This window comes from Actinomyces sp. oral taxon 181, assembly GCF_018370895.1.
Taxonomy (GTDB): Bacteria; Actinomycetota; Actinomycetes; order Actinomycetales; family Actinomycetaceae; genus Pauljensenia.
This window is the reverse complement of record NZ_JAGYZL010000012.1, coordinates 40319-65730: the sequence shown is the minus strand read 5'-3', so window position 1 is coordinate 65730 and position 25412 is coordinate 40319. Positions and strand designations below refer to the sequence as shown.

The following is a 25412-nucleotide window of genomic DNA, read 5'->3' as shown; positions in this document are numbered from 1 at the left end:
CCAAGACCTTTTGCTTGCTGAGATCGAGCAAGGCAACTTGGCTCTCGAGCCCGCAGACCTTCCCGAGACGGTGAAGGTCGAGAGGCCTCGTAACCGCGATCATGGCGACTGGGCCAGCAATATTGCCATGCAATTGGCAAAGAAGGCGGGAATGAACCCGCGCGACTTTGCACAGATCCTCGTCAATGACCTGAATGAGCTCGAGGGCATTGATAGTGCCGAAATCGCTGGTCCCGGCTTCATCAATATTCGTCTTGCCGCTGCCTCTGCAGGCGAGCTTGCCCGCACCATTGTCGAGGCCGGTGGAGCTTTCGGCCGTGGTGAATCCATGAAGGGGCTGCACATTAACTTGGAGTATGTCTCCGCCAACCCCACGGGTCCTGTTCACCTGGGTGGTGCACGCTGGGCGGCCGTGGGAGACTCCCTTGCTCGCCTGATGAAGGCATCGGGTGCGAAGGTGACCCGCGAGTACTACTTCAATGATCACGGTTCGCAGATCGATCGTTTCGCGCGTTCTCTCTATGCGCGCGCGATGGGCCATGAGGCACCCGAAGACGGTTACGGCGGCCAGTACATTGCCGATATTGCAGCGCAGGTGCGTGAAGATGCCGTCGCAGCAGGGGAGCCCGATCCGGTGACTCTTCCCGAAGAAGAAGCTGTTGAGGCATTCCGCGCACGTGGCGTCGAGCTGATGTTCGATGAAATCAAGCAGCGTCTGCGTGATTTCCGCTCTGAATTTGACGTTTTCTTCCACGAAGATTCGCTCCACAATTCGGGAGCTGTTGACGCCGCAATTGAAACCTTGCATCAGCGCGGCGAGGTCTTTGACCAAGATGGAGCCGTGTGGCTGCGGACGACCTCTTACGGCGATGACAAGGACCGCGTTCTGATTAAGTCCGACGGTCAAGCAGCGTACTTCGCTGGTGACGTCGCCTACTACCTTGATAAGCGCCGCCGCGGTGCCGATGTTGCCATCTATCTACTGGGCGCTGATCACCACGGCTACATTGGCCGAATGATGGCGATGTGTGAAGCATTTGGTGACAAGCCCGGTGTCAACATGCAGATTCTCATTGGTCAGATGGTGAACCTGGTTAAGGATGGCGTGCCGGTCCGCATGTCCAAGCGCGCTGGAACCATCGTCACCCTTGACGACTTGGTCGATGCCGTTGGCGTGGATGCTGCCCGTTACGCGCTGGTTCGAGTGTCCATGGATTCCAATTTGGATATTGATTTGGATCTATTGGGATCGCGCACGAACGAAAACCCGGTCTACTACGTTCAGTACGCGCATGCTCGTACTCGCAATGTTGCGCGAAATGCAGCTGAGCACGGTGTCACGCGCGATGCTGGTTTTAACCCTGCAGCACTGGATACTCAGGCCGATAGCGATCTTCTGGGTGTCCTCGCGCAGTTCCCTGCGCAAGTCGCACAAGCCGCGGATCTGCGTGAGCCTCACCGTGTTGCTCGCTACCTGGAGCAGCTCGCCGCCGCTTACCACACCTGGTATGGTCAGTGCCGCGTTACTCCTCGTGGAGACGATCCGGTTGATGAAGGCCATGTTGCACGCCTTTGGCTCAATGATGCTGTGACGCAGGTCCTGCGCAGCGGTCTGGATCTTCTCGGTGTTGAGGCTCCCGAACGTATGTGAGTTCAGTCTGATAGACGCAGTTGGCCCCGCAGTTTCGGTTGAAACTGCGGGGCCAACCCGTTTCGACTCTTAAAGAAATCGCAGCTGCTTCGCCGAAGTTGCGTCCAGCTTAGGCAAGAGAATCAAAGAGGATATTGAGTCCTTCTCCCATTGTCGGGTGGGCGATGGGGAGCATCCGGAGCTGCTCGTAGGTCATGCCTGCGGCAATTGCTACTTGAACGGCGGTGATGACTTCACCTGACTGAGGACCGACTAGCGTTGCGCCCAAAATTGTGTGGGTCTTTGCATCAACGATTGCCTTCCACTTACCAGTCGTATCGCGCATGGTCTTTGCTCGTGGAATTGCCGCAGTATCGATCGAGGCGACAAGGACATCCAGTCCCTGTTCCTTAGCTTCGGTTTCGTTCAATCCAATACGCCCAAGCTCTGGTTCAGCAAACAGTGCCCAGGGGATGAGGCGTCCGGCCTTTGAAGTCCGTGGATCATCCAGGGAGACGCCGTCCATCTGTTCGCGAATGATCCTGTAGTCGTTCCACGAGGCGTGGGTGAACATGGGTGTGCCTGCGCAGTCGCCTGCAGCCCAGACGCCATCGAGATTGGTGCGCAGATGATCATCAACGCTAATGAAGCCTCGTTGATCGAGCGTTACTCCAGCTTCTTCAAGACCAATTCCCTTTGTGTTGGGGATGCGCCCTGCAGCAACCAAGACCTTTTCAGCGCTCACGCTACTACCATCCGATAGCTCAACGGTGATCGCACCGTCCTGCTTTGAGCCGGACTTTGCGAGAACACCGGTGAGGATCGTGACGCCTCTATCCTGCAGGCTCTTTTCGTAGATTGCTGCGATATCGGGATCTTCGCGATCAAGGATGTGGGGGCCGGAAGCAACAACTGTCACCTTGGATCCGAAGCTTGTCATCATGGATGCAAATTCGATACCGATGTATCCGCCACCAATGATGACAAGGGATGAGGGGATTTCTTCCACGCGCAGAATATCTTCGCTGTCCCATGCTCCAGCTTCCCAAAGTCCAGGAATTGGAGGATGTGCGGGGCTGGTTCCCAGATTGAGCAGGACTCGCTCGGAGTGGAGCTGGCGGAGTGTTCCATCTTCAAGCTTGACTTCCACGCTGTGCGCGTCCAAAAGACGAGCGCTTCCACGCATGAAATCGATTCCTGGCGCAGCGAAGAATTTCTCGTGTGCGGCAACCATTGCCGAGACGATACCTTCCTTGTGTGCGCGCAGCTTTTCTACGTTGATGTAAGCGTCAGCGGTACCCTCGATACCAAAGGTGGCGTCGCTGCGAGTATCTTCCATGCGGCGAGCTGCAGCGACCAAAGATTTGGTGGGGATACACGCCACGTTAATGCAGGTGCCACCGATAAACTGCCGTTCGATCAGGGCAACCTTCCAGCCTTTTTTGGCGCGATTCATCGCCAGTGACTTTCCGGCCTTCCCGCCTCCAACAACAATGAGGTCAAAGTTCTCCACGGTGTCTCCTTTACTGAGTGGAGCGATCCTTCTTACCTCCTAGAACGAAGGCTGAAACAACATCATTCCAACGAAAAGCTGATGGTGAGGCGCTTCACTTTTATCTCGTCGACGCGCGCTTCGTTCGTGCTGTCGGAGCAACCGAGAAGGGGTCTTCAGGCCAATGATGTTTGGTATAGCGGCCTCGAAGCTCAGATCGAACCTGCTGGTAGGGACCTTTCCAGAAGGACTCAAGATCGCTGGTAATGGCCACAGGACGTCCTGCGGGATCCGTGAGTTCGATGCGCAGCGGAAGTCGGCCATCCATGAAGCGGGGAGAATCCGTCCAGCCAAATGCTTCTTGAACACGCAGGGAAACACGTGCCCCCTCGTGATCCCATTTCACGCGCCGCTCGGCGCCAGTTGGGATTGTGATCTGTGTTGGTGCTTGACGGTCAAGGTCCCTATTCAATGGCCAGACCAAGAGGGAGGTCAGAGCCTCACCAAGGGACAGCTCTGCTAGAGGACGGCCGTCACTCCACTGATCTGCCAAAAATTGCCCGCAGGAAATGATGAAGTGTTCGTCATCAACAAGAGGCCAGGGATCTCCAAGAAACTCTCGGCATTTGAGAATTCTCAGTCGTAGCTGTGATGCGCTCTGGCTCCACGGTAGATCTGCAACGCTCATCTTTGCCAACTCCGCGAGAGCAAAGGAGCGCATTGCTTCGCGATCAGCATCTGGAACGCGGGTACTGCTCAAAGTCACAGCCCCGAGTTTTTCCTCGGTCACTGCAAGGATTCGACCCTGATCAAGCGTCAGGCGCGAAACAGATTTATGAAGATGGGACGCAGCCGTGCAGGCAGTGTCTTGGTCAAGAGGGAGCGCCGAACGAATGATTCCATCACCGGTGGTTGACTGCAGATCGGCTATTGCAAGCCATGTGCTTCCCTCTAAAGCGGAAGCTTGTGGAAGCGATGCGCCTACGCCAGAAACAAGAAGATATCGGTTACTTCCTTCACGTTGACGTGCAAGACGAAGCGGAAATGCACGAGAGACAAAATCTGCCATAGCAGCTGCGACTTTCACGCGTGAGTGTGTGTCCCAGGTAGGGCGGGGAGCCTGGCACATGCGCGCGGCAGTTTCTTCAATGTGGGCAGCTTGCACACCGCCCAGCGGAAGCGAATATAGACAGCTCAGTAAGTCGCCTCCTTTTGGACGTAAATCTTCAGAGAGCACAGCTGCACAAAGCGCCGCAATTTCTCGTGGAATCTCATCATCAAGAGTGCTGAGTGCGTGTGCAACGCGAGGGTCCACCGGGGAGAGCGCAAGTGAACGTCCGTGGGGTAGCGCCTGCCCGGCCTCGTCAATCGCCCCCAAAGCCTCAAGGGAGGAACGCGCATACTCCTCGAGGCCTCGGCTGGGGGAATCAAGAAGCCGAACGGAGGAGAAATCGGCGCGCGACCAACACGCCACAGAAAGCAACGGCGGAACGGGGTCACAGATCGTGATCTCGGGGGAGGGCTGAGACGGGCGCATCGTCCATCCCGAGGATTCCATGGCACGAATACACACTCCAGGGCCGAGGCGCCCGGCTCGTCCCGCGCGTTGCACCATAGAAGAACGGGGTGAAGGCACCGTGACCAGTGAAGTGGCCTCGCGAGCGGGGGAGAAGCGCGTATGCCTGCTCAATGTTGAATCAATGACGATCTGGACTCCCGGGACCGTGAGCGCACTTTCTGCGATAGAGGAAGAAACGATGATTCGTCGTGAAGGAGAAGGAGAAAAAATCTCATCTTGCTGTGAAGGAGACAGTTGGCCGTGAAGCGCAATGACCTGCGCATCCACTCCCTCAAGGAACTCGCATACCTTGGAGATTTCACGCATCCCTGGAACGAACACAAGCGCGTCTCCGGGATAACGTTCCAGTGCCCGCGCAGCAAGTGCAGCGATATGACGGAGGAAAGGAATATTTACCCTCTCGCCTTGGAAATAGTCGACACCGCGCGGCGGCGCTTCCCAGACAATATCAACTGGAAAAAGCTCTTGATTAAGCTCAAAAACCTGAGGCGAAAAATCAGCTAGAAGGCTACGAAGAGCGTCAATATCGACGGTCGCAGACATGATGACTAAGCGAAGGTCTTCGCGTAGAACCTCGCGAATATCACTGAGGAAGGCACATGCAAGATCACTATCGACCGCTCGTTCATGAAACTCATCAAGAATGACACATGCGATTCCCTGCAATTCTGGGTCAGAGTGAATCATTCGAGTCAAAACACCGGGGGTAATAAATTCGATGCGCGTTGAGGCGCTTCGCTCGCTTTGACCGCGGACGCTAAAGCCCACAAGGTGGCCAACGCGGTCATTCAATAACTGGGCCAAGCGGCGAGCGCATGAACGTGCACTCACGCGCCGCGGCGAGCAGACGAGGACTCGCTGCCCGGGCTCAAGAAGCTCAGCGCAGGCAAGGGGAATAAGAGTCGTCTTTCCGCTACCAGCGCTCGCGGAAATAATTGATACGCTACCGGAGCTGCATGAACGTAGAAAATCAGGAAGCAGTCGAGAAACGGGCAAATCACTGGCCCGAGTAATCGCATCCTGAAAGCTCAACACCGCTTCAGTATTACACGCTCTCTTACAGTCCGCGGATGGACAGGGACAGACGGTGACGCTGGCCAGGGGCCAAAGAGACCAGATCAATTCCCGAATTGAAGGCATCGGGCGGGCAAGTCATAGGTTCAACCGCGATGCCTGGACGGCCAAGGGCATCTGCTGTGTGGATTTGAACCCACGGTGTATTGGAAACCAAAGCTGCGCCTTCGCCCTGTGAGTTCGTCACGAGCACCTCCCAGTCCCCTTGAAGGCCGCCGTAACAGTGATCGATGAAAAGATCGTCAACCATGCGGGGAACGCGGAAGTCGTATGCAGTGCTGACAGGGTTGATTCCCGTTGGCAATAGATTCTCGTCGGTATCGACGATCTGCGAGGCGGGAAGGCTCAATATTGAGTCATTAGCTGTGGTGCCGCCCAGAAGATAGGGGTGAAGAGAAGCCCCATAGGGCGCGGGAGAATCCCCTAAGTTCTTTGCCGACAACTCAATATTTAGGCCACTTTCAGGATCTAAACGTAGATCGAGACGTGCTGTAAGAGGCCAGGGATAGGACTCCTGGGCAGCAATAAAACTTTCTAATCTCACGTGAGATGCCGTAGCGTCAACAATCTCCCACGGAACCCAGCCTGCAAGTCCATGCAGCGCTGTGCCAGTCCCACGGTCATTGATGGGCAGCATGTATTCCCTGTCATTCCACGAATAACGTCCATCGGCAATGCGATTAGGCCAAGGAAGGAGCATTTTTCCAGACCAGCCGGGTGCAACTTCGGTCACCTTATGAGGAAGAACGAGGTTTCGTCCCTTCCACTTCAAGGAAGAGATCCCAGCACCAACGGTGACGACGCTCAGGGAATAGTCCCCGGCCTCGCACGAAAGTTCGCGACCAGATGCATGGAAACTCATAGCAACACCTCACTGTGCTTGTACAGAGGAAACTGTACCAGTTCAGTGTAGGTGGGAAAGCACGCGTATCCCTAAGACTTCAGGCCCGCCTCGACCATGGACAGAAACGGGGAGATACCCCTCAGGAGCGTAGTATGGAGGAAGCAAAGATGCTTAAAGTACTAGTCAAATGAGAGGACGACAATATGCCTGAGATCTCCAACGACCTCCTGATGCAGTTGCGCGAAGAGGAAAGCGCCAAGGTCGCGCTGGCCAGGAATGCCGCAACCCAAGTTGGAATTGAAGCCGCTTCTTTGAACCGCGAAAAGATTCAGCACACTTCCACAGCTGTTTCACACCGCTTGGATGATTGGAAGGCAACTTCTCAGAAGAAGTCCGGCCGCTGCTGGCTCTTTTCCTCGCTGAACTTCCTGCGCTCGCGGGCGCGCGAAAGCCTGGGGGTCAAGAACTTCGAGTTCTCTCAGAGCTACGTATTCTTCTGGGATAAGTTCGAACGCGCCAACTGGTTCCTGACCGACATCATTGCCACTTCGGGCGAGCCTGTTGACGGCCGTCTGGTTCAGTTCCTGCTGGGCGATGTTTTGGGCGATGGTGGCCAGTGGGATATGGCTGTTTCGGTCTATATGAAGTATGGCTTGGTACCCAAGGAAGTCATGCCTGAAAGTGAGGCATCGACCAACTCGCGCCCAATGAACGCGCGCCTGCGCGCAGTACTCCACATTGGTGCCCTTCGTCTGCGCGAGGCCATTGCCGCCGGTGCAAGCGCTGAGGAAGTCGATACTCAGCATCGCAAGATTTTGGCTGATGTGTGGAAGATTCTTGTTGTCTGCCTGGGTGAGCCGCCCGTGCGTTTTAACTGGCAGTGGCGTGATGATGAGGGTAACTTCCACCGCGACGGTGAGATCACTCCTCACGAGTTCTACGAGCGCCACGTGGGCGTGGATCTCAGCGAGTACATCTGCCTAGTTGATGATCCCCGTCCTGAAAACCCGAAGGGATCGATGGAGACTGTCGAGCACTTGGGCAATGTCGTGGGTGGACGTCCGATTCGTTACCTGAATGCCCCCGTTGAAGAGATTAAGCGCATTGCGGCTGCACAGATCGCTGCAGGTGAGGCTGTGTGGTTCGGTGCCGATGTCTCTCAGCCCTATGATCGAGGCCTCGGTTTCTTTGTGACCGGTATCCATGACTATGACGGTCTTTTTGATGTCGATTTCAGCTCGACGAAGCTGGAGCGGGTGCGCTCGGGCGAGTCAGCAATGGACCATGCGATGCTCTTTACCGGAGTTGACCTTGACGAGGCCGGACAACCTCGCGCGTGGAGGGTTGAGAATTCTTGGGGTGACGAACCCGGAGATTCCGGCTTCTTCACCATGGATGATCAATGGTTCACCGATAACGTTTTCGAGGTCGTTGTGCCTAAGAGTGCACTTCCTGAAGACCTAGCTGCCGCAGTGGACTCTGAACCCATCGTTTTGCCCGCATGGGACCCCATGGGAACTCTGGCCTGAGTGATATTAAGGAGACGTGATGAGTCGCCCGACCCTTCTGGTCAGTGCCCTGACCGATCACCGTGCCACTTCTCGGGAACAGGCCTTGCTAGAAGCTTTGCAAGGGAGTGTTTTGAGCAGTGCTGTCACTACCTGGGATGTGCGATTGCATATTGCGGATAGCGATCCTCGCTTGCCCGAGCAGCTTGTTGAAGGTGTCGATGCAGTGATCCTCTTGGGAGGACCAGATGTTGCTCCTGAGTTTTACGGCATGGAGTCTGGTTACCCAAGAGAAGGCCAGCATTGGCCAGAAGGTGACCGGCGGCAAATCGCGTTAGTCCAATTGTGCCGCGAACGGAATATACCGCTTCTTGGAATTTGCCGCGGGCATCAGGTGATTAACGTTGCTTACGGCGGCACCTTGATTCAAGACATGGATGGTCATGAGAGCCCGACTCTTCTTGATGACCAACGTTTTGCGCGTCACCAGGTTGTCGTAGATGAAGGATCAGTCCTGATTCGTGCCGGCTTTGGCCACGAGCTGACGGTTAGCTCAGCGCATCACCAGAGTATTGACCGGGTGGGAGATGGGCTGCAGGTGAGTGCGCGTAGCAGCGACGGCGTGATCGAAGCTGTTGAGGATCCCAATAGCCGGATTCTTGGCGTTCAGTGGCATCCCGAGGATCCGCGTTCGGATCGGTACTCGATGGAGTTGCTGCTTGCACTATTGCGAAATTGGGATAGTTAATGCGCCAGCATGGAAATTTCGACGCCGATGGGCGTAATAACTGGGAGCGGATGCTCGCGGGGGATTGGTATATCGGAGATCACCCGAAAATGGCTGAGGTTTCACAGCGTTCGCAGCGCCTGTTGAAACTCTACGAGCAGGCACTTCCAGACGACCCTGATATTGCGCACTATCTTCTTCAGCAAATCCTCGGCAGCGTCGGGGAACGGGTGACAATTCGTCCGCCTTTTCGCGTTGACTACGGATTTAATATTCATATCGGCGAGGGGGTCTGGGTGAACTATGGCTTGACCGCGCTCGATGTTGCAGAAATTCGTATCGGTAATGACGTTCTTATCGGTCCGAATTGTCAATTATTGACTCCCGTTCATCCCTTGGAACACGGGCCTCGCCGTGCGGGGTGGGAGAGCGCTGAGCCCATCACTATTGAAGATAATGTGTGGCTGGCAAGCGGGGTAACAGTATGCCAGGGAGTGACAATTGGCCATGACTCGGTAGTCGGAGCAGGATCGGTTGTCACGCGCTCACTTCCGCCTTATAGCTTGGCTGTGGGTAATCCTGCTCGCGTGATCCGTGAGCTGCGTGAGCGGGAGGATTTGCACGGTGCATTGGGCTCGCTCTCCCAGGAGGCCAATACGGAGTAGAACTTACGGTGTGAGAGGACGTGCACACCTGTCGTTCGATATGCGTGCCGATTTTCTTAGTCAGCACAGCCTTCGTCGATGTAGGAACGATAAAGCCTCAATCGTGACAAGAAAGTAGCCGCCCCTGAATCTAGATGGGATTCGAGGGGCGGCATAACTTTTGCCCGTCTACAGTTTCTCAGTGGACTTCGAAGCCTAGACTGCGGAAGTACTCACGAACCTTGTCTGTTGCTTCGGGCGATGGTGGCTTCGTATCTTCCAGCTTGTACTCGAGTCCCAAGCTCTTCCACTTATCGGAACCAAGCTGGTGGAAGGGAAGAACCTCAACACGGTCAATGACGTTCTTCCATCGCAAGACGATCTCGCCGACTCGGCGAATGTTCTCCGGATCATCGGTCAGACCGGGAACTAAGACGAAGCGGATCCAAATTCTGGTCGGACCGCCCCGCTGAGCGATGCGATCACCAAAGTCGATGGTCGGCTGAAGGTCACGGCCAGTGACTTCCTTGTAGGTCTCGGGGAAGCCAGACTTCACGTCCAGAAGGACAAGATCAAGGTTGTCCAGCATCTCATCGTCACAGTTAGCGCCAAGGTAACCGGAGGTATCGATGCAGGTGTGGATCCCCATGGCTTTCGTGCCCAAGATAATGTGCTTGGCGAATGCCGGCTGCATGAGGACCTCGCCACCGGAAAGGGTAATTCCACCGTTGGTCGCTTTAAAAACCCTGCGGTAGCGACGGATCCTATTCAAAAGCTCCACATCTGAAATGGGCGCGCCATCCTTCATGAGGAAGGTATCGGGGTTGTGGCAGTACAAGCAGCGAAGTGGGCAGCCGTTGAGGAAGACCGTCATGCGGGTTCCAGGGCCGTCAACGGCAGTGACCAATTCCCATGAGTGGATTGAACCAAGGGTTCCCTCACGCATTCGAGCCAAGCGATCCGAACGTTCAAGGTCGGTCAACTCTTCCAGGCCTTCAACACCCTGGCCGGCTGTTCGAGCCGTGGGTGCCTGGAAATCCTGATCGCGAAGTAGCTCAGCGCTGCTCATAGTCATGGTCATTGTGTGCTCCGTGGATTACTACCCAAAGGTTGGTTCCTACCTAGAGGAACGAAAGAAAGATAAGAGAAATTTCATGATCCGCCAGATAAATGAATGGGGCGCGGGCCCTGCGGCCAGCGCCCCATTCATGTCATCTACGCTCAGGCAGAGTGGTGGAAGGTGCGGGAAAGCACGTCCAGCTGCTGCTCGCGGGTGAGCTTCACGAAGTTCACTGCGTAGCCCGAAACGCGAACGGTCAGGTTCGGGTAGTTCTCGGGGTGCTCCATTGCGTCTTCGAGGGTTGCCTGGTCGAGAACGTTGATGTTGGCGTGGTACAGACCAGCGCCTTCCTCACGCTCTTCGCGGGCGGCCTTCATGGAAGCAAGACGCTCTTCGTAGGTCTTCGTTGCCATTTCATTTCTCCTTTTCTTCCGGGTGGGGCCGGATAGGCAAGCGGTGTTCCGTTTGCCTAAGACTTGTTTCTATCAGTAACCCTTGGTGCCGTCGTAGGCGCAGGAATCGTCCGGAACGAAGCCTGCATCCAAGATGCCGACCAGGTTGGTGATCTGCTCGTCACGCGTACGACCAAGACCCTGAGGGGTAATGGTGTTGGTCAGTGAGATGCCGTCCAGTGCGTCGTTGTAGTCGAGCTTGGCGACCGAAAGCATGGAGGCAACCATGCCGTGGGTATCGATACCGTTCTCGGGGTTTGCACCGGGTGCGAAGGGAGTGCCCTTCTGGTGGCCCGAGGGGAAGGAACCGGTTGCCTTACCGTAAACAACGTTCGAGGTAATGGTCAGCACCGACTGGGTCGGGATTGCATCACGGTACATGGGGATTGCGCGAATCTTATCCATGATGGTGTGAACGACAGTTGCTGCAATGTCGTCGGCACGATCGTCATCGTTACCGTAGGTCGGGAAGTCTCCCTCGGTACGGTAGTCGACAACCAGTCCGGTTTCGTCGCGAATCGGGTAAACCTTCGCGTACTTGATAGCGGACAGGGAGTCAGCAACGATGGACAGGCCAGCAATGCCGCAACCCATGGTCCGGACGATCTCGGAATCGTGCAGCGCCATCTCTACTGACTCGTAGGCGTAGCGGTCGTGGCAGTAGTGGATGATGTTCAGGGCCTCAACGTAGGTGCCCACAACCCAGTCCAGCATCTCTTCGTACTTTGCCCAGACCTCGTCGAAGTCGAGCGGGCCGTCGCCCTTAATGGGCTCGTAGCCTTCCATGATCTGCTTTCCGCTCATCTCATCGCGGCCACCATTGATGGCGTAGAGGAGAGCCTTTGCAGAGTTCACGCGGGCGCCGAAGAACTGCATCTGCTTGCCAACGCGCATGGGGGAGACACAGCAAGCGATGGCTGCGTCATCGCCCCAGTGCTCACGAATCTGCTCGTCGGACTCGTACTGAATGGAGGAAGTCTCGATCGAGATCAGTGCGCAGAATTCCTTGTAACCCTTGGGGAGCTTCTCATCCCAGAAGATGGTGATGTTCGGCTCGGGTGCGGGGCCCAGGTTACGCAGGGTCTGCAGAAGACGGAAAGCGGTCTTGGTGACCAAGGTGCGTCCATCTTCGCCGAAGCCTGCATCCGACCAGGTTGCCCAGTAGGGATCTCCGGAGAAGATCTGATCGTAATCGATCGTGCGCAGGAAGCGGGTGATGCGGAGCTTGATGACCAGGGAGTCAATGATCTCCTGAGCCTCGAGCTCGGTGAGGGTTCCGCGCTTAAGATCGCGCTCGAAGTAGCAGTCGAAGAATGCGGAGAGGCGGCCGATCGACATTGCGGCGCCGTCCTGGGACTTCACAGAGGCAAGGTAGCCGAAGTAGGTCCACTGGACTGCTTCGTGTGCGTTGCGAGCGGGGCCGGAGATGTCGAAGCCGTAGTCGGCTGCCATCTTCTTGAGCTTCTTCAGAGCCTTGATCTGCTCCGAGTGCTCCTCGCGGTAGCGGGCCCAGTGCTCTGAGAAGGGCTGATCTGCGTAGCGATCCTTGTCCTTCTGCTTCTCCTCGATCAGGTGGTCAACACCGTACAGTGCAACACGGCGGTAGTCACCAATGATGCGGCCACGGCCGTATGCATCGGGGAGACCGGTGATGATGTGGGAGGAACGCGCTGCGCGGATACGAGGCGTGTAGATATCGAAGACCGCGTCGTTGTGAGTCTTGCGGTACTGGGTGAAGATCTTCTTGACCTCGGGGTCGACTTCCTTGCCGGCTTCCTTAATAGCGGTCTCGACCATACGCCAGCCGCCGTTTGGCATCATTGCACGCTTCAGAGGTGCATCGGTCTGCAGGCCGACGATGACGTCGTCATCATCGCTGATGTAGCCCGGCTTGAAAGCGTCGATATCGGCGGGGGTATGGGTGTCGACATCGAGGATGCGAACCTTACGCTCCTTGGACAGGTAGTCCTTTTCGAGCGTCTCCCAGACGCGCAGGGTCTTTTCGGTCGGCCCGGCCAGGAAGGAAGCATCTCCTTCGTAAGGGGTGTAGTTGTGCTGGATGAAGTCGCGCACGTCAATTGCTTCGGACCAATGGCCCTTGACGAAACCATCCCAGGCGTCGGTTGTGACGTCGGCGGTCTGCTGATCAGTCATGTTCCCTCTTCTCGGTTGCCGTGGCTTTCGGACTGAAAACCTCCGGTTGATAAGGCGTCGGCCTCATCTTTGGTGCCGTATCGGGCATCTGCTAATAGTCTCTCGCACTTGGCGTACCGACAGCATCTTTATGCCTGTTCTGTGTATATGCCATGTCTAACAATCTGGGACTTTTGCCGCCCCGATCACTCATAGTGTAGGACAAAAGTCCTTTTTAGTCTTTGAGTGTGCGGTATGTAGTTCAATGGTCGATGCCCCTGTGCCTTCAGGGGGCGTGCACAGTAGACTCATCACTGGTCCATGAGCAATTTCAGCTGAAGATATACGTGCCGATTTGGCGCCCACGAGGAGTAAATGTGAACACGACACCATCCCCGATCCGTATTGGAGTTTTGGGTGCAGGCACTGTTGGCGCTCATGTGATCCACCTTCTTCAACAGTGGTCGGATGAATATGAGCGTCGTTTGAGTACTCGTCTCGAGGTTCAATCCGTGCTCGTTCGACGCCTAGAAGCCAAGCGCGCCTTCCCTATTGATTCGTCATTGCTGACGACTGATCCCTATGAAGTCATTGCGGGAAAAGATCTTGTCGTTGAATTGATCGGCGGGGTCGATCCGGCGTACGACTATGTCATGGCTGCCCTGAAGAATGGCAGCGCGGTCATCACTGGCAATAAGGCTCTTATTGCTTCTCGTGGGCCCGAGCTTTTTGCTGCTGCGCGTGAGGCGAATACCCGCCTCTATTTCGAAGCCGCCGTCGCCGGTGCAATACCTGTGATTGGCGCTTTGACGTCATCCCTGCGCAGCGATCGAATTCGCCAGATTGCTGGAGTCGTCAATGGGACGACAAATTTTATTCTTGATCAAATGACCACTCAGGGCGCGGACTATGGCGAAGCTTTGGCTCAGGCCCAGGGATTGGGGTTCGCAGAGGCTGATCCCAGTGCCGATGTTGAGGGTTATGATGCCTCAGCAAAATGCGCAATTATGTCCTCGCTCTCCTTTGGGCGATGGGTCAGCGTTGAGAGTGTGCCCCGTCAGGGGATCACCGCACTGTCGAGAGACGACATTGCGTTGGCCGAACGTCTGGGCTACGTCATTAAGCTTGTAGCTCGCGCTCAATATGATGAGGAGGCAGGAGAGCCTGTTCTTCGTCTAGGGGTTGAGCCGACGTTCGTCCCTCTCGATCATGCCTTCGCCTCTCTTCATGGACCTGCGAACGGTGTATTTGTCAATGCCCAGGCTGCGGGAACGCTCTCTTTCCTAGGCCTTGGGGCGGGTGGCTTCCCAACGGCCTCGGCTGTCTTGGGGGACATTGTTGCCGCCGCGCGTGACCGCCTCAGCGGGCTGGGGGCAATGCGTGAAGAAGATGAGTTACCTGTGAAGCTTTCAGACAATTGGAGTGTTGTTTCGCCATTCATTATCCGTTTGAGCATCCCGACGACTTCAGGTGTGAGTGAATCTGTGAGCCGGGTGTGTTCCTCATGCGAAGTGTCGCTACAGGGGATCGATATCGAAGCGGGGGATACTGAAGGAGAAAGCGTTGTGACCCTGACGACCCAGGCTGTCGCGCGAGACCGTGCTCATGGCCTCGTCGAGGCTCTGGTGCATGAGCTCAGCGCTCATGTTCCACCCGCAATCTTCCCGCTCCTGGATATCTAAATTCTGGAAAGTGACCCTCCATGCGCATCACTCAAGATTTTGTCGCTGTCCGCGTTCCCGCTACCTCGGCTAATCTCGGACCTGGTTTTGATTCCTTCGGTCTTGCCTTAGACCTGTGGGATGAGGTGAGTGTCCATGCGACCGCGGGGACAACCCACGTGACCATTGAAGGTGAAGGGGCGGGAGTCCTCGACGAAGGTGAAAATCACCTTGTTGTTCAGGCACTGCGTATGGGGCTGGATGCAGCAGGCGTTGCACAGGTTGGCATCCAGATGCGCTGTATGAACCGGATTCCTCATTCTCGAGGCCTTGGTTCCTCGGCCTCGGCAATCGTCGCTGGTCTTGGGCTTGCTCGTGCGCTTATTGGGGATCCCGAGGCTCTTACCGCGGAGGATATCCTTTCGATTGCGACCGAGATGGAAGGCCATCCGGATAACGTCGCCCCAGCTATCTCTGGCGGAGTGACAATTTCATGGATGGATGGTGAGCTGCCGGGCATGTTGCGTCTTTCAGGGGAAGCGCCGATTGAGCCCGTTGCCTTTATTCCTGATTTTGAGCTGGCGACCTCGAAAGCGCGCGCTGTACTTCCGCAGCAGGTCCCCTTTGATGATGCAAAGTTTAATCTTTCGCGTGCTGGAATCTTGGGTGCCGTCCTCAGCGGACAAAACCACGTTATTGGGGCGGGAAAGAATATTCATGACCTGCTCATGGCTGCGACTGAAGATCGCCTGCACCAAGACTATCGACGTCAATCAATGCAACCTTCTCATGCTTTGGTGACCTGGCTTCGCGGTGCTGGTAAAGCAGCGGTGATCTCTGGTGCAGGACCGACAGTGCTCAGTCTTGAAAGCATTGATCCCAAGGTTCAAACCGATGCTCAGACAGCAGGGTGGGCAGTGCGTCCTTTGAAACTTGCCACGTCAGGTCTTCAAATTACTCGCGGCAATCTTTCAAAGATTAACGATGGATGCCTATTTGTGTGATTTAGCGCGCAGAGCAAAACTGTTTGCGTGAAAGTAGTGAGAAAACGCGTTTAGCTTGCTACTATCGCACTGAAGGAAATCCTTCGATCTCCAAATGTGGAAATTCTTCCGTGTTCCTGTTGGAACATGTCCTTTCTATTCATCTCATGTTGATTGAGAAGTTCACCTGGTCTGTTGTGAGACCATGCATGTGAGGATTACCAGTTGAGCAACGATGTGACCACCCAAGAGCGCGAATTGTCGCACATGAAGTTGGTGGAACTCAAAGCCATGGCCACCGAACTGGGCCTTAAAGGCGTTTCTGCAATGCGTAAGCCCCAGCTGATTGAGGCGCTCAGTGCTGCGCAAGGTGGCGCGCCCAAACAAGAAGAGGCCCCGCGTTCGCGTCGCCGTCGCCTTGCGCGTGAGGAAGCGAGTGAGGCCCCGCAGATCAATATTGAACTGCCTGCTCCCGTTTCGCAGTCAACCTCGGAAGAGCGTTCGTCGAATGACGCTGGCCTTCTGCGAAAGAGCCGTCGTCGTCGCGTTGTTTCCAGTGAGGCTGCAGAACCGCAGACCGTTACCTTGGATCTGCCAACTCCGACCCGTCACGAAGAAGAGGAGAGTGCTCCCGCACCGGCACAGCACATTGAGATTGCTCTTCCCGATAGTGATGATCCCGAGGCTCGCGATCGTTCCCGTCGTGATCGCGAAGGGCGCCGCCGTGGACGCGGACGTGAGGGACGTCGTGAACGCGGTGAGCGCAATGAACGCGTAGAGCGTGGCGAGCGTCGTGAGTCTGCGCCGGTCTCCGAAGAGAATCTTGCACCAATTGCGGGCATCTTGGACGTTCAAGAAAACCACGCATTCGTTCGTACCTCCGGCTACCTACCCGGACCCAATGACGTTTATGTGACCCTCGGCAATGTTCGTCGCTGGGGACTGCGTCCCGGTGATGCTGTCGCAGGTGCGGTTCGTGCACCCCGTGAAGGCGAGCGCCAGCGCCAGAAGTACAATGCACTGGTTCGCGTTGACTCTGTCAACGGTATGAGCGTTGAAGACGCGCAGGCGCGCCGCGAGTTCTCCAAGCTCACGCCGATTTACCCTGACCAACAACTGCGAATGGAGACCTCGGCAAAAGCCTTCACTCCTCGCGTGATCGACTTGGTTGCCCCCATTGGTAAGGGCCAGCGTGGTTTGATTGTTTCGCCTCCAAAGGCCGGCAAGACCATGGTTATCCAGCAGATTGCCAAGGCAATCGAATTGAATAACCCCGAGGTTCACCTCATGGTCGTTCTGGTTGATGAGCGTCCTGAAGAAGTGACCGATATGCGCTCCATCGTTAAGGGTGAGGTTATTGCTTCGACCTTTGATCGTCCCGCATCGGATCACGCAATTGTTGCAGAGCTGGCGATTGAACGCGCCAAGCGTCTGGTCGAGCTCGGTCAAGATGTCGTCGTTCTTCTTGACTCAATCACCAGGCTTTCGCGTGCGTACAACCTCGCCGCACCGGCCTCGGGTCGAATCCTCTCCGGTGGTGTTGACGCCTCGGCGCTCTACCCGCCCAAGAAGTTCTTTGGTGGCGCACGTAACCTGCGCGAGGGCGGATCACTGACCATCATCGCTTCGGCTCTTGTCGAGACCGGTTCGAAGATGGATGAGGTGATCTTCGAAGAGTTCAAGGGTACTGGCAACATGGAACTGCGTCTGTCTCGCCAGCTTGCCGATCGTCGAATCTTCCCTGCCATTGACATCAATGCCTCGGGAACGCGTCGCGAAGAAATGCTGCTTAAGCCCGAAGAATTGCGCATTATGTGGAAGCTGCGCCGCGTTTTGGGCACTTTGGATCAGCAAAGTGCGCTGGAAGCGGTTTTGGATCGTTTGAAGGAAACGCAGTCGAACGCAGAATTCCTCATGCTGGTTCAAAAGCAAGTGCCATCTGCCGACTAATCGGCGAGACTGACGGGGACGGAAGGAGAAATCCTTTCGCCCCCGTTTGTTTTGCTGCTTAAACACTCTAAAAACACCATGTGAGGAGAGCAGCAAGCGTGGCGCGTAAACCTCGTCCTTCTTCTGCCTCAGACAGAAGAAACAGCTCAGCGCAAAGCGACGCGGAGTCTACCGTCTTCTTCTTTTTAGCGACGAGGCCAGCCTGCAGACACGCATGACTGGCTAGCTTCCATTTGTTTAGTCTTTGACGGTGCGCGTATCCTCAGTGAATCTGCGTTAGGAGAAATAGCTTCATGTCGAATACACCTCAAGCTTCACCCGAAACTCCCGAAAGATCTCAGAACATGCGTCGACGTGGCGTGGTCCGATTACTGCTTTCGCTAGCACTGATGGCTGTGTGTCCGCTATTTTTCCTGAGTTCTTTTATCCAAAACGGGATCAGCGGAGCAAGTAAGGCCGATTTCGCTCCTGAGGTTGTCGTTGAAGATCAATCGTCAGTCTTCGAAGATGTCAACGGGCAATCCTTGGATGCAGCCATGGAATCCATAGGTTTTCGTCAGCCTATTAAACTGGTGATTCTCTCAACCGATAACGTGCCGACTGGCAATCTCAACGAAGCAGTCTTGAACTATGCTCGTTCAAACCACAAAGAATGGTTAAACGCAAGCCGGGATAAGTGGGCAGACGGCTTGGTAATTCTTGCGGTTTCCCCCAGCTACCGAAAAGTTGGGACGTATTTTGGTGAAGACGTTAAGGTTTCTTCTTCGAAACAAAGCACAATTCAAGAGGCCGCGAAGAACGATTTTCGATCCGCTGATTGGAGTCAGGGGATGCTCCAGGCAGCTCAGGCGGCTGCCAAGTATGTGCCGGACTCTTCCGGTAACGGTGGGGAAGACTCTGTCCCGCCTTTCTATTCTTTCGTCTTGCTGATTGCCGGTGCAGCAAACCTGCTCAGAGGGTTCCGTCTGCGTTCCTTGACAAAGCGGAACCTTCGTGAAGCGCGAGCACACTGGGATGTTGTTCAGGCAGATCGCTACCGTGCAGAGCAAGCATTCGCAGGTATCGGGGATGCGGGCAAATACAAGACCGGACTTGACATGCGCTATAAGCGCTATGAGTCAGATTTCGTCGAGGCCGGGAAAGAATGGGATGAAATCGGTAATCCCACCTTCTTGCAAACCCTCAGCGCAGCGCTCAATAACACCAGTGCTGACCTGCGTCAGCGTACCGAATCTATGGATGCGAGCGATGACACCTTTGCTGCCGCGGCTGAGTTCTTCAATCTGGGAGCCGGATGGGTTGACGTCTGGATGAAAGAGATTGGCCCGGTCATGGAAGACCTCGAGGTCCTCTGTGAATTGGTCACTTCTGTGAGTGAGGAAATGGGCACTCCAGATGCCATACGTGGTCGTGATGAAATCCTTCAGTGGTCCAGCCAGCAAATGGCGCTGATCGACTCCCTGAAAGAACAACTGGCAAAGGGTGGAATTACTCCAATCGCTGCCCTTGAAAAGCTCGATGAAATCGCTGAAGGCACCCGCCGCTGGGCAAAGGGAATTATTCTTGCGTCCTTGAAGGCCGATCCTTCCTCGAATAGCGATAAGCGCTACGAGCAGTGGGAGAACTCCCAGAAGGAACGCGAAGCAGCCGATTCTGCCGATTACACCGGGTACTACCACCTGAACGGTGTTCTGCATAACTACGACCCCGCGAAAACTATCCGCTTGAACTCTCAGTCCGCGGGTATCGATCTTGCTGCCTTGAAGGCTGCCGCATTCGGTACCTATGCGGGTCGGAACTCCTCCACGGATAACTGGTACCTCTATCAACCTCTATCGACTGACCGTACGTATTATCAGTCCGCACACTCGTGGACACCCAGTAGTGATTCGTCGAGTAGCGACTATGGAAGCTCAGGAGGGGGCTTCTCGGGCTCTGGGTCTTCCTCGTCGTTCTAGACCAGAGCATTACCTATTTCACGCACGGCGAATGAACTGAGCGTGAAAAACTAGCGATTCGCATGGCATAATGTCATGTCGGCTTCCGCCTCACCGGAGTGCTTCTTTGAGAGAATCGAAGAAAGTGACTCATTGCCAGATGCAATGAGCACTGCATTTCGGACCCGGAGCACCAAACGATCCAGGAGATATTTCCATGAAGAAGGGCATTCACCCCGAATATGTGGATACCGTTGTGACCTGCACCTGCGGCAACACCTTCCACACCCGTTCCACCATCACCTCTGGCGAGATGCGCGTGGACGTCTGCTCCGCTTGCCACCCGTTCTACACCGGCAAGCAGAAGATCCTCGACACCGGCGGTCGTGTCGCCCGTTTCGAGGCGCGTTACGGAAAGCGCGTACGCCCCTCCAAGTGAGCTTTTACTCGGCGCCGACGACTTATGGTCGTCGGCGCCGATGTGTTTAAACAGCTACCCTTGAACTACTCCCGCAGGAAGGATCAGACATGAGTGCTCTTGGAGAAGAATTCTCCGCATTGGACGCGCTACTTGACGAACACGCGCAGCTTGAAACTCGAATGTCTGATCCGGAGGTCCTTTCTTCCCCCAAGCTTCTCAAGCAAGTCTCTCGTCGTTACGCGGAGCTTTCGCGCATTAAAGCCGCTGCGGATCAGCTGGAGCATGCGCAGGGAGATCTCGAGGCCGCTCGGGAGCTTGCCGAAGACGATTCCTCTTTCGCAGAGGAAATCCCCGCATTGGAAGAAGCAGAGCGAAACGCTCACGAACACCTTCTGTCTATCCTTGCACCGCGAGATCCCGATGATGCCTGCGATGTCATCTTGGAAATCAAAGCAGGTGAAGGCGGTGAGGAATCCGCACTCTTTGCGGCTGATCTTGCCCGGATGTATCTGCGCTACGCGGATTCGAAGGGGTGGAAGACCACTGAGCTGTCCTCCACCTACACGGAGCTAGGCGGTTTTAAAGAAGTCACCCTTGCGATTAGAGCATCTGGTAATCCCGCACCAGATGAAGGAGTGTGGGCGCACCTGAAGTATGAAGGGGGAGTACACCGAGTACAGCGAGTTCCCGTCACCGAGTCGCAGGGACGTGTACATACCAGTGCTGCGGGCGTTTTCGTCATGCCCGAACTTGAAGTCGATGATGAGATTGTCATTGACCCCAATGATTTGCGAATTGATGTCTACCGTTCCTCAGGTCCGGGTGGGCAGTCGGTGAATACCACCGATTCAGCTGTTCGCATTACCCACCTTCCTTCGGGGATCGTCGTTTCCATGCAAAATGAGAAGTCTCAGCTTCAAAATAAAGAGGCCGCGCTTCGTGTTCTTGCTTCGCGCTTAGCAGCTGAAGCGAAAGCCAAGCGCGAGGCCGAGGCCTCGGCACAGCGCCTTTCTCAGGTGCGAACTGTTGACCGTTCGGAACGTGTTCGTACGTACAACTTCCCCGAGAATCGCATTGCTGATCACCGCAGCGGTTTCAAGGCATACAACCTTGACCAGGTGCTTGACGGCGCGCTTGACCCGGTTATTGAATCTCTTCAAAGCGCAGATGAGGCCGAACGTCTCGCCTCCGCCGACGCACATGTATGAGTTCGCAAGCTGAGCTTATTGTGTGGGGTTCATCCCTCCTGAGCACTCTTGAGGGCGACGAGGGGGGAGCAACTCCCTTGGCCGAGGCGCGCCACCTCTTAACGTGGGCCTTGGGCGTTGATTCTTTACTATTTGCCCCCCGCGAGGTTCCTCCATCCAACGAGGCCGCCTACCGCGCTGCAGTCACCCAACGTGCCCTCCGTCGCCCGCGAAGCCATGTGACCGGTGAAATGTATTTCAGAGGCCTTGTTCTTTTCGGCGGTAAAGGAGTCTTTACTGTTCGGCCCGAAACGGAGATGCTTGTCGAGCACGTTGAGGAGCTGACGCGCTTGGGAGCGCTTCCTGAAGGTGAATGGGTTGATCTGTGTACTGGGTCTGCAGCGATTGCGCTTGCACTTTCTACTGAAACTGGTCATCAGGTGACCGCCGTTGAAATTGACTCCGATGCCTTTGCTTACGCCGAGCGCAACCTCGCTCGATACCCGAAAGCCCAGATTCGCCTCGTCAAGGGGGACGCGACGGCCACCGATACTCTCAGCGAGCTCAATGGAAAAACCGCATTGGTTGTGACAAATCCGCCCTATGTACCGGCTCAGGAAGCGCCGACGCAAATTGAGGCACAGCGGGATCCGGAGCGCGCCCTCTATGGTGGGGGAGACGACGGTACTGAGATTCCTCGTCGGATTATTGAACGCTCGCGCGAGCTCCTTGTTAGTGGAGGAATCCTGGCGATGGAGCACTCTCCCTCGCAGGCACAGACGCTCCGGCAAATCGCGGTGATGAACGGATTTACTCAGGTTCATACTCGCAGTGACTTAAGCGGAGTTGAGCGTTTCCTTATCGCTTGGAAAACACAGAGAAAGTAATTCACAGTGGAACATATTTTTGAGTGCACTCATGGTTGGGAAAAGGACGAGCTTGACCTCCTTAAAGGACAGATCGAGCAGGGAGCGTTGGTTGTCCTGCCAACTGATACCGTTTATGGAATCGGCGTATCCGCCGACGATCACGAGGGTGTTCGCCGTCTTCTTGCGGCGAAAGGCAGAGGAGAGACAATGCCGCCTCCCGTCCTCGTCGCCTCTGTTGAGCAAGCGCGGAGCGTCTCAATTGACCTTGATAACGATGCCATTGGGCTGATGAAAGCCTTCTGGCCGGGTGCGCTGACCTTGATTGTGCGTGCAAACCCCAGCGTGAACTGGGACCTTGGAAAAACTCACGGTACAGTCGCGCTTCGCATGCCCAACCATCCGCAAGTGTGTGAACTGCTCGAGGCCGTGGGACCGATGGCAGTGACCTCAGCCAACCTAACGGGAGAACCTCCTGCGACAAATATTGATGAAGCGCTCGGATACTTCCGTGGCACGGTAGACTACTACGTGAATTCGGGGCCGACCCAGAGTGCACAACCGTCAACAATTATCGATTGTGCACACGGACAGGCCCGCGTACTTCGCGAAGGAGCACTGAGCGTAGAAGATATTGCCAGGGTGCTGGACTACCAGCCCCTAGCTCGCTGAGGGAGGAGACATCGACGCCGTGAAGGTTTATGTCCTGCTGATGGTCGTGGCTGCCGCACTCACCGTGCTGCTGACACCGCTGGTCCGCTGGGCATGCCTGCGTTGGGGGATTGTCCCCAAGCTGCGCAGCAGAGATATCCAATCCACTCCGATTCCTCGACTTGGAGGAATCGCGATCACCATCGCCCTGGTGATCACGATGCTCATCAGTGCACGAATTCCCTATATGTCGCCTCTCTTTGAAACGAATGCTGCCTGGGCTGTTGTCGTGGGTGCACTCGCAATGTGCATTCTCGGCGTAGTCGATGATGTCGTGGAATTGGACTGGCTGACGAAACTTTCCGGACAGATTCTGATCGCAGGATCGATGGCTTTCAACGGCGTGCAATTGGTAAGTTTCCCAATTTTTGGTGTCACCATCGGCTCCTCACGTCTTTCCTTGATGCTCACCGTTTTCCTCATCGTCGGAATTATGAATGCGGTGAACTTTATTGACGGCCTGGATGGTTTGGCTGCTGGTGTCGTCGGGATCGGAGCTGCTGCCTTCTTCGTCTATTCCTATGTGCTCACGCGGATCATGGGGGCGGCTTCATACGCTACGACTGCATCTTTGGCGGTCATTACCTTGGTCGGAGTCTGTTTGGGCTTCTTGTGGTTCAACTTCCACCCATCCTCAATCATGATGGGTGGGGGCTCTGAGACAATGGGCTTGGTTCTGGCCGCTGCAGGAATCATCGTGACGGGGCAGGTTGACCCTTCTGTTTTAGGCGGACAACAGCTGTTGGTTTCCTTCCTTCCGCTATTGCTTCCTATTTCGGTGATCTGCGTCCCCATTGGAGATCTTGTCGTCACCACGATTCGACGAATGCTCAGGGGGAAGAGCCCCTTCCATGCGGATCGCTCACACTTCCACGACCGTCTACTTGCTAGGGGACACTCGCACCGAGGTGTTGTCGCAATCTTGTGGATGTGGACAGCCCTAGTAGCTTTTCCTCCGGTCGCCATTCTTGTTCATGACTGGAAACGTGTTGTACTGTGGGCGCTTCCGGCGCTGGCCTTGGGGGTCTGGCTCACCGCTTCAGAATTCCCCGCTTTTACGCGTGCGCGTCGGCGTGCGCGTCAGGATCACGTTGTAACCACTCCCGAGAATTCCAAGGAAAATGCATGAGTGATTCTTTGCAGGCGCATCAAAGAGATATTCAGTTGGTCATGTGCCGCCTGTGGGGGGTCGTTGCTGCGGGTGCCTTTATTGTCGGTGTATGGCAGGCATGCGTCGGACACGGCCTGCGTAGCTTGCTTCTTCCTGTACTTATGTTGGCATTGGGCGCTGTCACGCATCTGTGTCTTGGTGCCATGATTCGTAGTGATGCAACTACCCGACCGATGTGGATATGGGTCCATATGTTCGGAACATTTGCCATCCTGATCGGCGGATTGTTCCTGAGCAAAGCCTTGGGGGCATCTGCGATTGTCACCGGACTTGTTCTCATCTGTGAGCACTTTGTTGTTTTCGGTGGCCTTGGGGTCGCTTTATCACGCATAATTCGTGAGGTTCCGGTTGAGGAAGAGCCAGCGATCACAGATGCCGACTGTTCGTCGGAGTTGACGAAAGAACAAAATTCTCAGGGATGAGTTCTTGATCTCTGGTTAGCTGGGTTAGACTGGACCGGGTTAACCCTAGTGAGGAAGTGGAGCACGTGGAATCGACAGTTCTCGGCGAAGAGAAGGCCGCGCAACGCAGCTACGCTATGCCTTTGTGGTACAAGGTCCTCATCGGTATTGTCGCACTGATTGCTGCTGCAACATGTATTCCCGCTGTTACGCAGGCGCCCCACGCACCCGGTATCCATGATTTCTTCCCCGATGCATTTTTTGGTGAGGGGACGCTCTTCCAATTCAATCGGCTGACACTGGTGCGCGTGGTCGCCGGAATTACACTGTGCTTGGTTTTCTGGCTCGGTGCCCGCAGTGTCAAGCTCATGCCGGGGCGGGGACAGGTCCTCCTCGAAATGGCAGCCGAGTTTGTTCGCAATGGTATTTCCGTCGCGATGCTGGGTGAAGGCCGAGGCCGTCGGTGGGCCGCCTTTATCGGTGTTGTTTTCTTCGGCGTCCTTTTCATGAATATCCAGGGAATTATCCCCGGGATGAATATCGCAGCCTCCTCTGTGATGGCCGTGCCGATTGTTTTTGCCGTCATCGCCTACGTCTCATTCGTGGGTGCCGGAATTAAACAGTACGGTTTCTTCCATTTCTTCAAGTCACAGCTTTTCCCCAAGGGATTGCCCTGGCCGATCTACTTCCTCATCACCCCCATCGAGTTCTTCTCGACTTTTATTGTTCGTCCCGCAACCTTGGCTATTCGTCTTCTGTGCAACATGATTTCAGGGCACCTGCTTCTTGCACTGACCTATTTTGGAACGTCGAACCTTCTCATCGCTGCCGGTATGAAACAGACTGGTGCCCTCTTAACCGGAGCTGGCGCGGTTGCGGCGACGCTCTTCGAAATTTTCGTAGCTGTCTTGCAGGCGTACATTTTCGCCATGCTGACAGCGGTCTACATCAAGCTTTCAGTCGAAGAACACTAAAGGCTTC

21 protein-coding genes are annotated in these 25412 nt (G+C 55.4%); 15 read left to right on the top strand and 6 right to left on the bottom strand.

Translation table 11 applies throughout. The features are described from left to right. Nucleotides 1-10: 10 nt before the first annotated feature. Nucleotides 11-1651: an arginine--tRNA ligase gene (gene argS / locus KHW85_RS06685; protein ID WP_291459287.1), complete on the top strand. Its 1641-nt coding sequence runs from the start codon at nucleotides 11-13 to the stop codon at nucleotides 1649-1651. 109 nt (nucleotides 1652-1760) lie between these two features. On the opposite strand, the gene KHW85_RS06680 is transcribed toward argS, so the two are convergent. From KHW85_RS06680 to KHW85_RS06670, 3 genes are all read right to left on the bottom strand, one after another. After that, a complete protein-coding gene (locus KHW85_RS06680) occupies nucleotides 1761-3143 on the bottom strand; it encodes an NAD(P)/FAD-dependent oxidoreductase (RefSeq protein WP_291459286.1) in 1383 nt (460 codons plus the stop codon). A gap of 100 nt (nucleotides 3144-3243) precedes the next feature. Further along, a complete protein-coding gene (gene hrpB / locus KHW85_RS06675; RefSeq protein ID WP_291459285.1) occupies nucleotides 3244-5736 on the bottom strand; it encodes an ATP-dependent helicase HrpB in 2493 nt (830 codons plus the stop codon). Nucleotides 5737-5758: 22 nt separating this feature from the next. Further along, a complete protein-coding gene (locus tag KHW85_RS06670; RefSeq protein WP_291459284.1) occupies nucleotides 5759-6637 on the bottom strand; it encodes an aldose-1-epimerase in 879 nt (292 codons plus the stop codon). A gap of 185 nt (nucleotides 6638-6822) precedes the next feature. Here KHW85_RS06670 and KHW85_RS06665 point away from each other — a divergent pair, with 185 nt between their 5' ends. Genes KHW85_RS06665 through KHW85_RS06655 form a run of 3 tightly spaced genes read left to right on the top strand, consistent with a single transcriptional unit; the run spans nucleotide 6823 to nucleotide 9519 of the window. Further along, a complete protein-coding gene (locus KHW85_RS06665) occupies nucleotides 6823-8148 on the top strand; it encodes a C1 family peptidase (protein WP_291459283.1) in 1326 nt (441 codons plus the stop codon). Nucleotides 8149-8167: 19 nt separating this feature from the next. Beyond that, nucleotides 8168-8875 carry a gamma-glutamyl-gamma-aminobutyrate hydrolase family protein gene (locus KHW85_RS06660; protein WP_291459282.1) on the top strand — a complete coding sequence of 236 codons (708 nt, stop codon included), beginning with the start codon at nucleotides 8168-8170 and terminating at the stop codon, nucleotides 8873-8875. Continuing rightward, a complete protein-coding gene (locus KHW85_RS06655; protein ID WP_178704009.1) occupies nucleotides 8875-9519 on the top strand; it encodes a sugar O-acetyltransferase in 645 nt (214 codons plus the stop codon). The genes KHW85_RS06660 and KHW85_RS06655 overlap by 1 nt, the downstream gene beginning before the upstream one ends. Before the next feature lie 178 nt (nucleotides 9520-9697). Here the strand turns inward: KHW85_RS06655 and pflA are convergent, their stop codons facing one another. The 3 genes from pflA to pflB all read right to left on the bottom strand — a co-directional run bounded on the left by pflA (nucleotide 9698) and on the right by pflB (nucleotide 13164). Then, complete coding sequence (gene pflA / locus KHW85_RS06650; RefSeq protein WP_291459281.1) at nucleotides 9698-10579, bottom strand: pyruvate formate-lyase-activating protein; 882 nt, start codon at nucleotides 10577-10579, stop codon at nucleotides 9698-9700. A gap of 140 nt (nucleotides 10580-10719) precedes the next feature. Continuing rightward, a complete protein-coding gene (gene grcA2 / locus KHW85_RS06645; protein ID WP_009409237.1) occupies nucleotides 10720-10971 on the bottom strand; it encodes an autonomous glycyl radical cofactor GrcA2 in 252 nt (83 codons plus the stop codon). Between the two features lie 72 nt (nucleotides 10972-11043). Further along, complete coding sequence (pflB, locus tag KHW85_RS06640; RefSeq protein ID WP_291459280.1) at nucleotides 11044-13164, bottom strand: formate C-acetyltransferase; 2121 nt, start codon at nucleotides 13162-13164, stop codon at nucleotides 11044-11046. 356 nt (nucleotides 13165-13520) lie between these two features. On the opposite strand from pflB, the gene KHW85_RS06635 reads away from it, so the two are divergent. From KHW85_RS06635 to atpB, 11 genes are all read left to right on the top strand, one after another. Beyond that, entirely contained in the window at nucleotides 13521-14825 is a 1305-nt protein-coding gene (locus KHW85_RS06635; protein ID WP_291459279.1) for a homoserine dehydrogenase, read from the top strand. Between the two features lie 20 nt (nucleotides 14826-14845). Further along, entirely contained in the window at nucleotides 14846-15808 is a 963-nt protein-coding gene (thrB, locus tag KHW85_RS06630; protein WP_291459278.1) for a homoserine kinase, read from the top strand. Nucleotides 15809-16012: 204 nt separating this feature from the next. Next, complete coding sequence (gene rho, locus KHW85_RS06625; protein ID WP_291459277.1) at nucleotides 16013-17737, top strand: transcription termination factor Rho; 1725 nt, start codon at nucleotides 16013-16015, stop codon at nucleotides 17735-17737. Between the two features lie 293 nt (nucleotides 17738-18030). Beyond that, complete coding sequence (locus tag KHW85_RS06620; RefSeq protein ID WP_291459276.1) at nucleotides 18031-19695, top strand: DUF5129 domain-containing protein; 1665 nt, start codon at nucleotides 18031-18033, stop codon at nucleotides 19693-19695. 196 nt (nucleotides 19696-19891) lie between these two features. After that, nucleotides 19892-20113, top strand: coding sequence for a 50S ribosomal protein L31 (rpmE, locus tag KHW85_RS06615; protein WP_009409245.1), 222 nt, complete (start codon nucleotides 19892-19894; stop codon nucleotides 20111-20113). Nucleotides 20114-20202: 89 nt separating this feature from the next. Continuing rightward, the gene (gene prfA / locus KHW85_RS06610) at nucleotides 20203-21303 is read left to right on the top strand and encodes a peptide chain release factor 1 (protein ID WP_291459275.1); all 1101 of its coding nucleotides are present in this window, start codon (nucleotides 20203-20205) and stop codon (nucleotides 21301-21303) included. Continuing rightward, complete coding sequence (locus KHW85_RS06605) at nucleotides 21300-22169, top strand: HemK/PrmC family methyltransferase (RefSeq protein WP_291459274.1); 870 nt, start codon at nucleotides 21300-21302, stop codon at nucleotides 22167-22169. The genes prfA and KHW85_RS06605 overlap by 4 nt, the downstream gene beginning before the upstream one ends. A 6-nt stretch (nucleotides 22170-22175) precedes the next feature. Next, on the top strand, nucleotides 22176-22820 hold the full coding sequence (locus KHW85_RS06600; RefSeq protein ID WP_291459273.1) for an L-threonylcarbamoyladenylate synthase: 645 nt from the start codon (nucleotides 22176-22178) through the stop codon (nucleotides 22818-22820). Nucleotides 22821-22839: 19 nt separating this feature from the next. After that, nucleotides 22840-23988: an MraY family glycosyltransferase gene (locus KHW85_RS06595; RefSeq protein ID WP_291459272.1), complete on the top strand. Its 1149-nt coding sequence runs from the start codon at nucleotides 22840-22842 to the stop codon at nucleotides 23986-23988. Next, nucleotides 23985-24452 (top strand): hypothetical protein, encoded by a 468-nt coding sequence (locus KHW85_RS06590; protein WP_291459271.1) that lies wholly within the window; start codon nucleotides 23985-23987, stop codon nucleotides 24450-24452. The genes KHW85_RS06595 and KHW85_RS06590 overlap by 4 nt, the downstream gene beginning before the upstream one ends. Before the next feature lie 65 nt (nucleotides 24453-24517). Further along, on the top strand, nucleotides 24518-25405 hold the full coding sequence (gene atpB, locus KHW85_RS06585; RefSeq protein WP_291459270.1) for a F0F1 ATP synthase subunit A: 888 nt from the start codon (nucleotides 24518-24520) through the stop codon (nucleotides 25403-25405). The last annotated feature ends 7 nt before the right edge of the window (nucleotides 25406-25412 follow it).

Bases quoted from the DNA above. Each gene is read 5' to 3' on its own strand.
- KHW85_RS06605 (WP_291459274.1), top strand. From the start codon at position 21,300: ATGAGTTCGCAAGCTGAGCTTATTGTGTGGGGTTCATCCCTCCTGAGC.
- rpmE (WP_009409245.1), top strand. From the start codon at position 19,892: ATGAAGAAGGGCATTCACCCCGAATATGTGGATACCGTTGTGACCTGC.
- pflB (WP_291459280.1), bottom strand. From the start codon at position 13,164: ATGACTGATCAGCAGACCGCCGACGTCACAACCGACGCCTGGGATGGT.
- KHW85_RS06590 (WP_291459271.1), top strand. From the start codon at position 23,985: ATGAGTGATTCTTTGCAGGCGCATCAAAGAGATATTCAGTTGGTCATG.
- grcA2 (WP_009409237.1), bottom strand. From the start codon at position 10,971: ATGGCAACGAAGACCTACGAAGAGCGTCTTGCTTCCATGAAGGCCGCC.
- pflA (WP_291459281.1), bottom strand. From the start codon at position 10,579: ATGACCATGACTATGAGCAGCGCTGAGCTACTTCGCGATCAGGATTTC.
- KHW85_RS06660 (WP_291459282.1), top strand. From the start codon at position 8,168: ATGAGTCGCCCGACCCTTCTGGTCAGTGCCCTGACCGATCACCGTGCC.
- KHW85_RS06620 (WP_291459276.1), top strand. From the start codon at position 18,031: ATGTCGAATACACCTCAAGCTTCACCCGAAACTCCCGAAAGATCTCAG.
- KHW85_RS06655 (WP_178704009.1), top strand. From the start codon at position 8,875: ATGCGCCAGCATGGAAATTTCGACGCCGATGGGCGTAATAACTGGGAG.
- KHW85_RS06670 (WP_291459284.1), bottom strand. From the start codon at position 6,637: ATGAGTTTCCATGCATCTGGTCGCGAACTTTCGTGCGAGGCCGGGGAC.
- prfA (WP_291459275.1), top strand. From the start codon at position 20,203: ATGAGTGCTCTTGGAGAAGAATTCTCCGCATTGGACGCGCTACTTGAC.
- thrB (WP_291459278.1), top strand. From the start codon at position 14,846: ATGCGCATCACTCAAGATTTTGTCGCTGTCCGCGTTCCCGCTACCTCG.
- KHW85_RS06665 (WP_291459283.1), top strand. From the start codon at position 6,823: ATGCCTGAGATCTCCAACGACCTCCTGATGCAGTTGCGCGAAGAGGAA.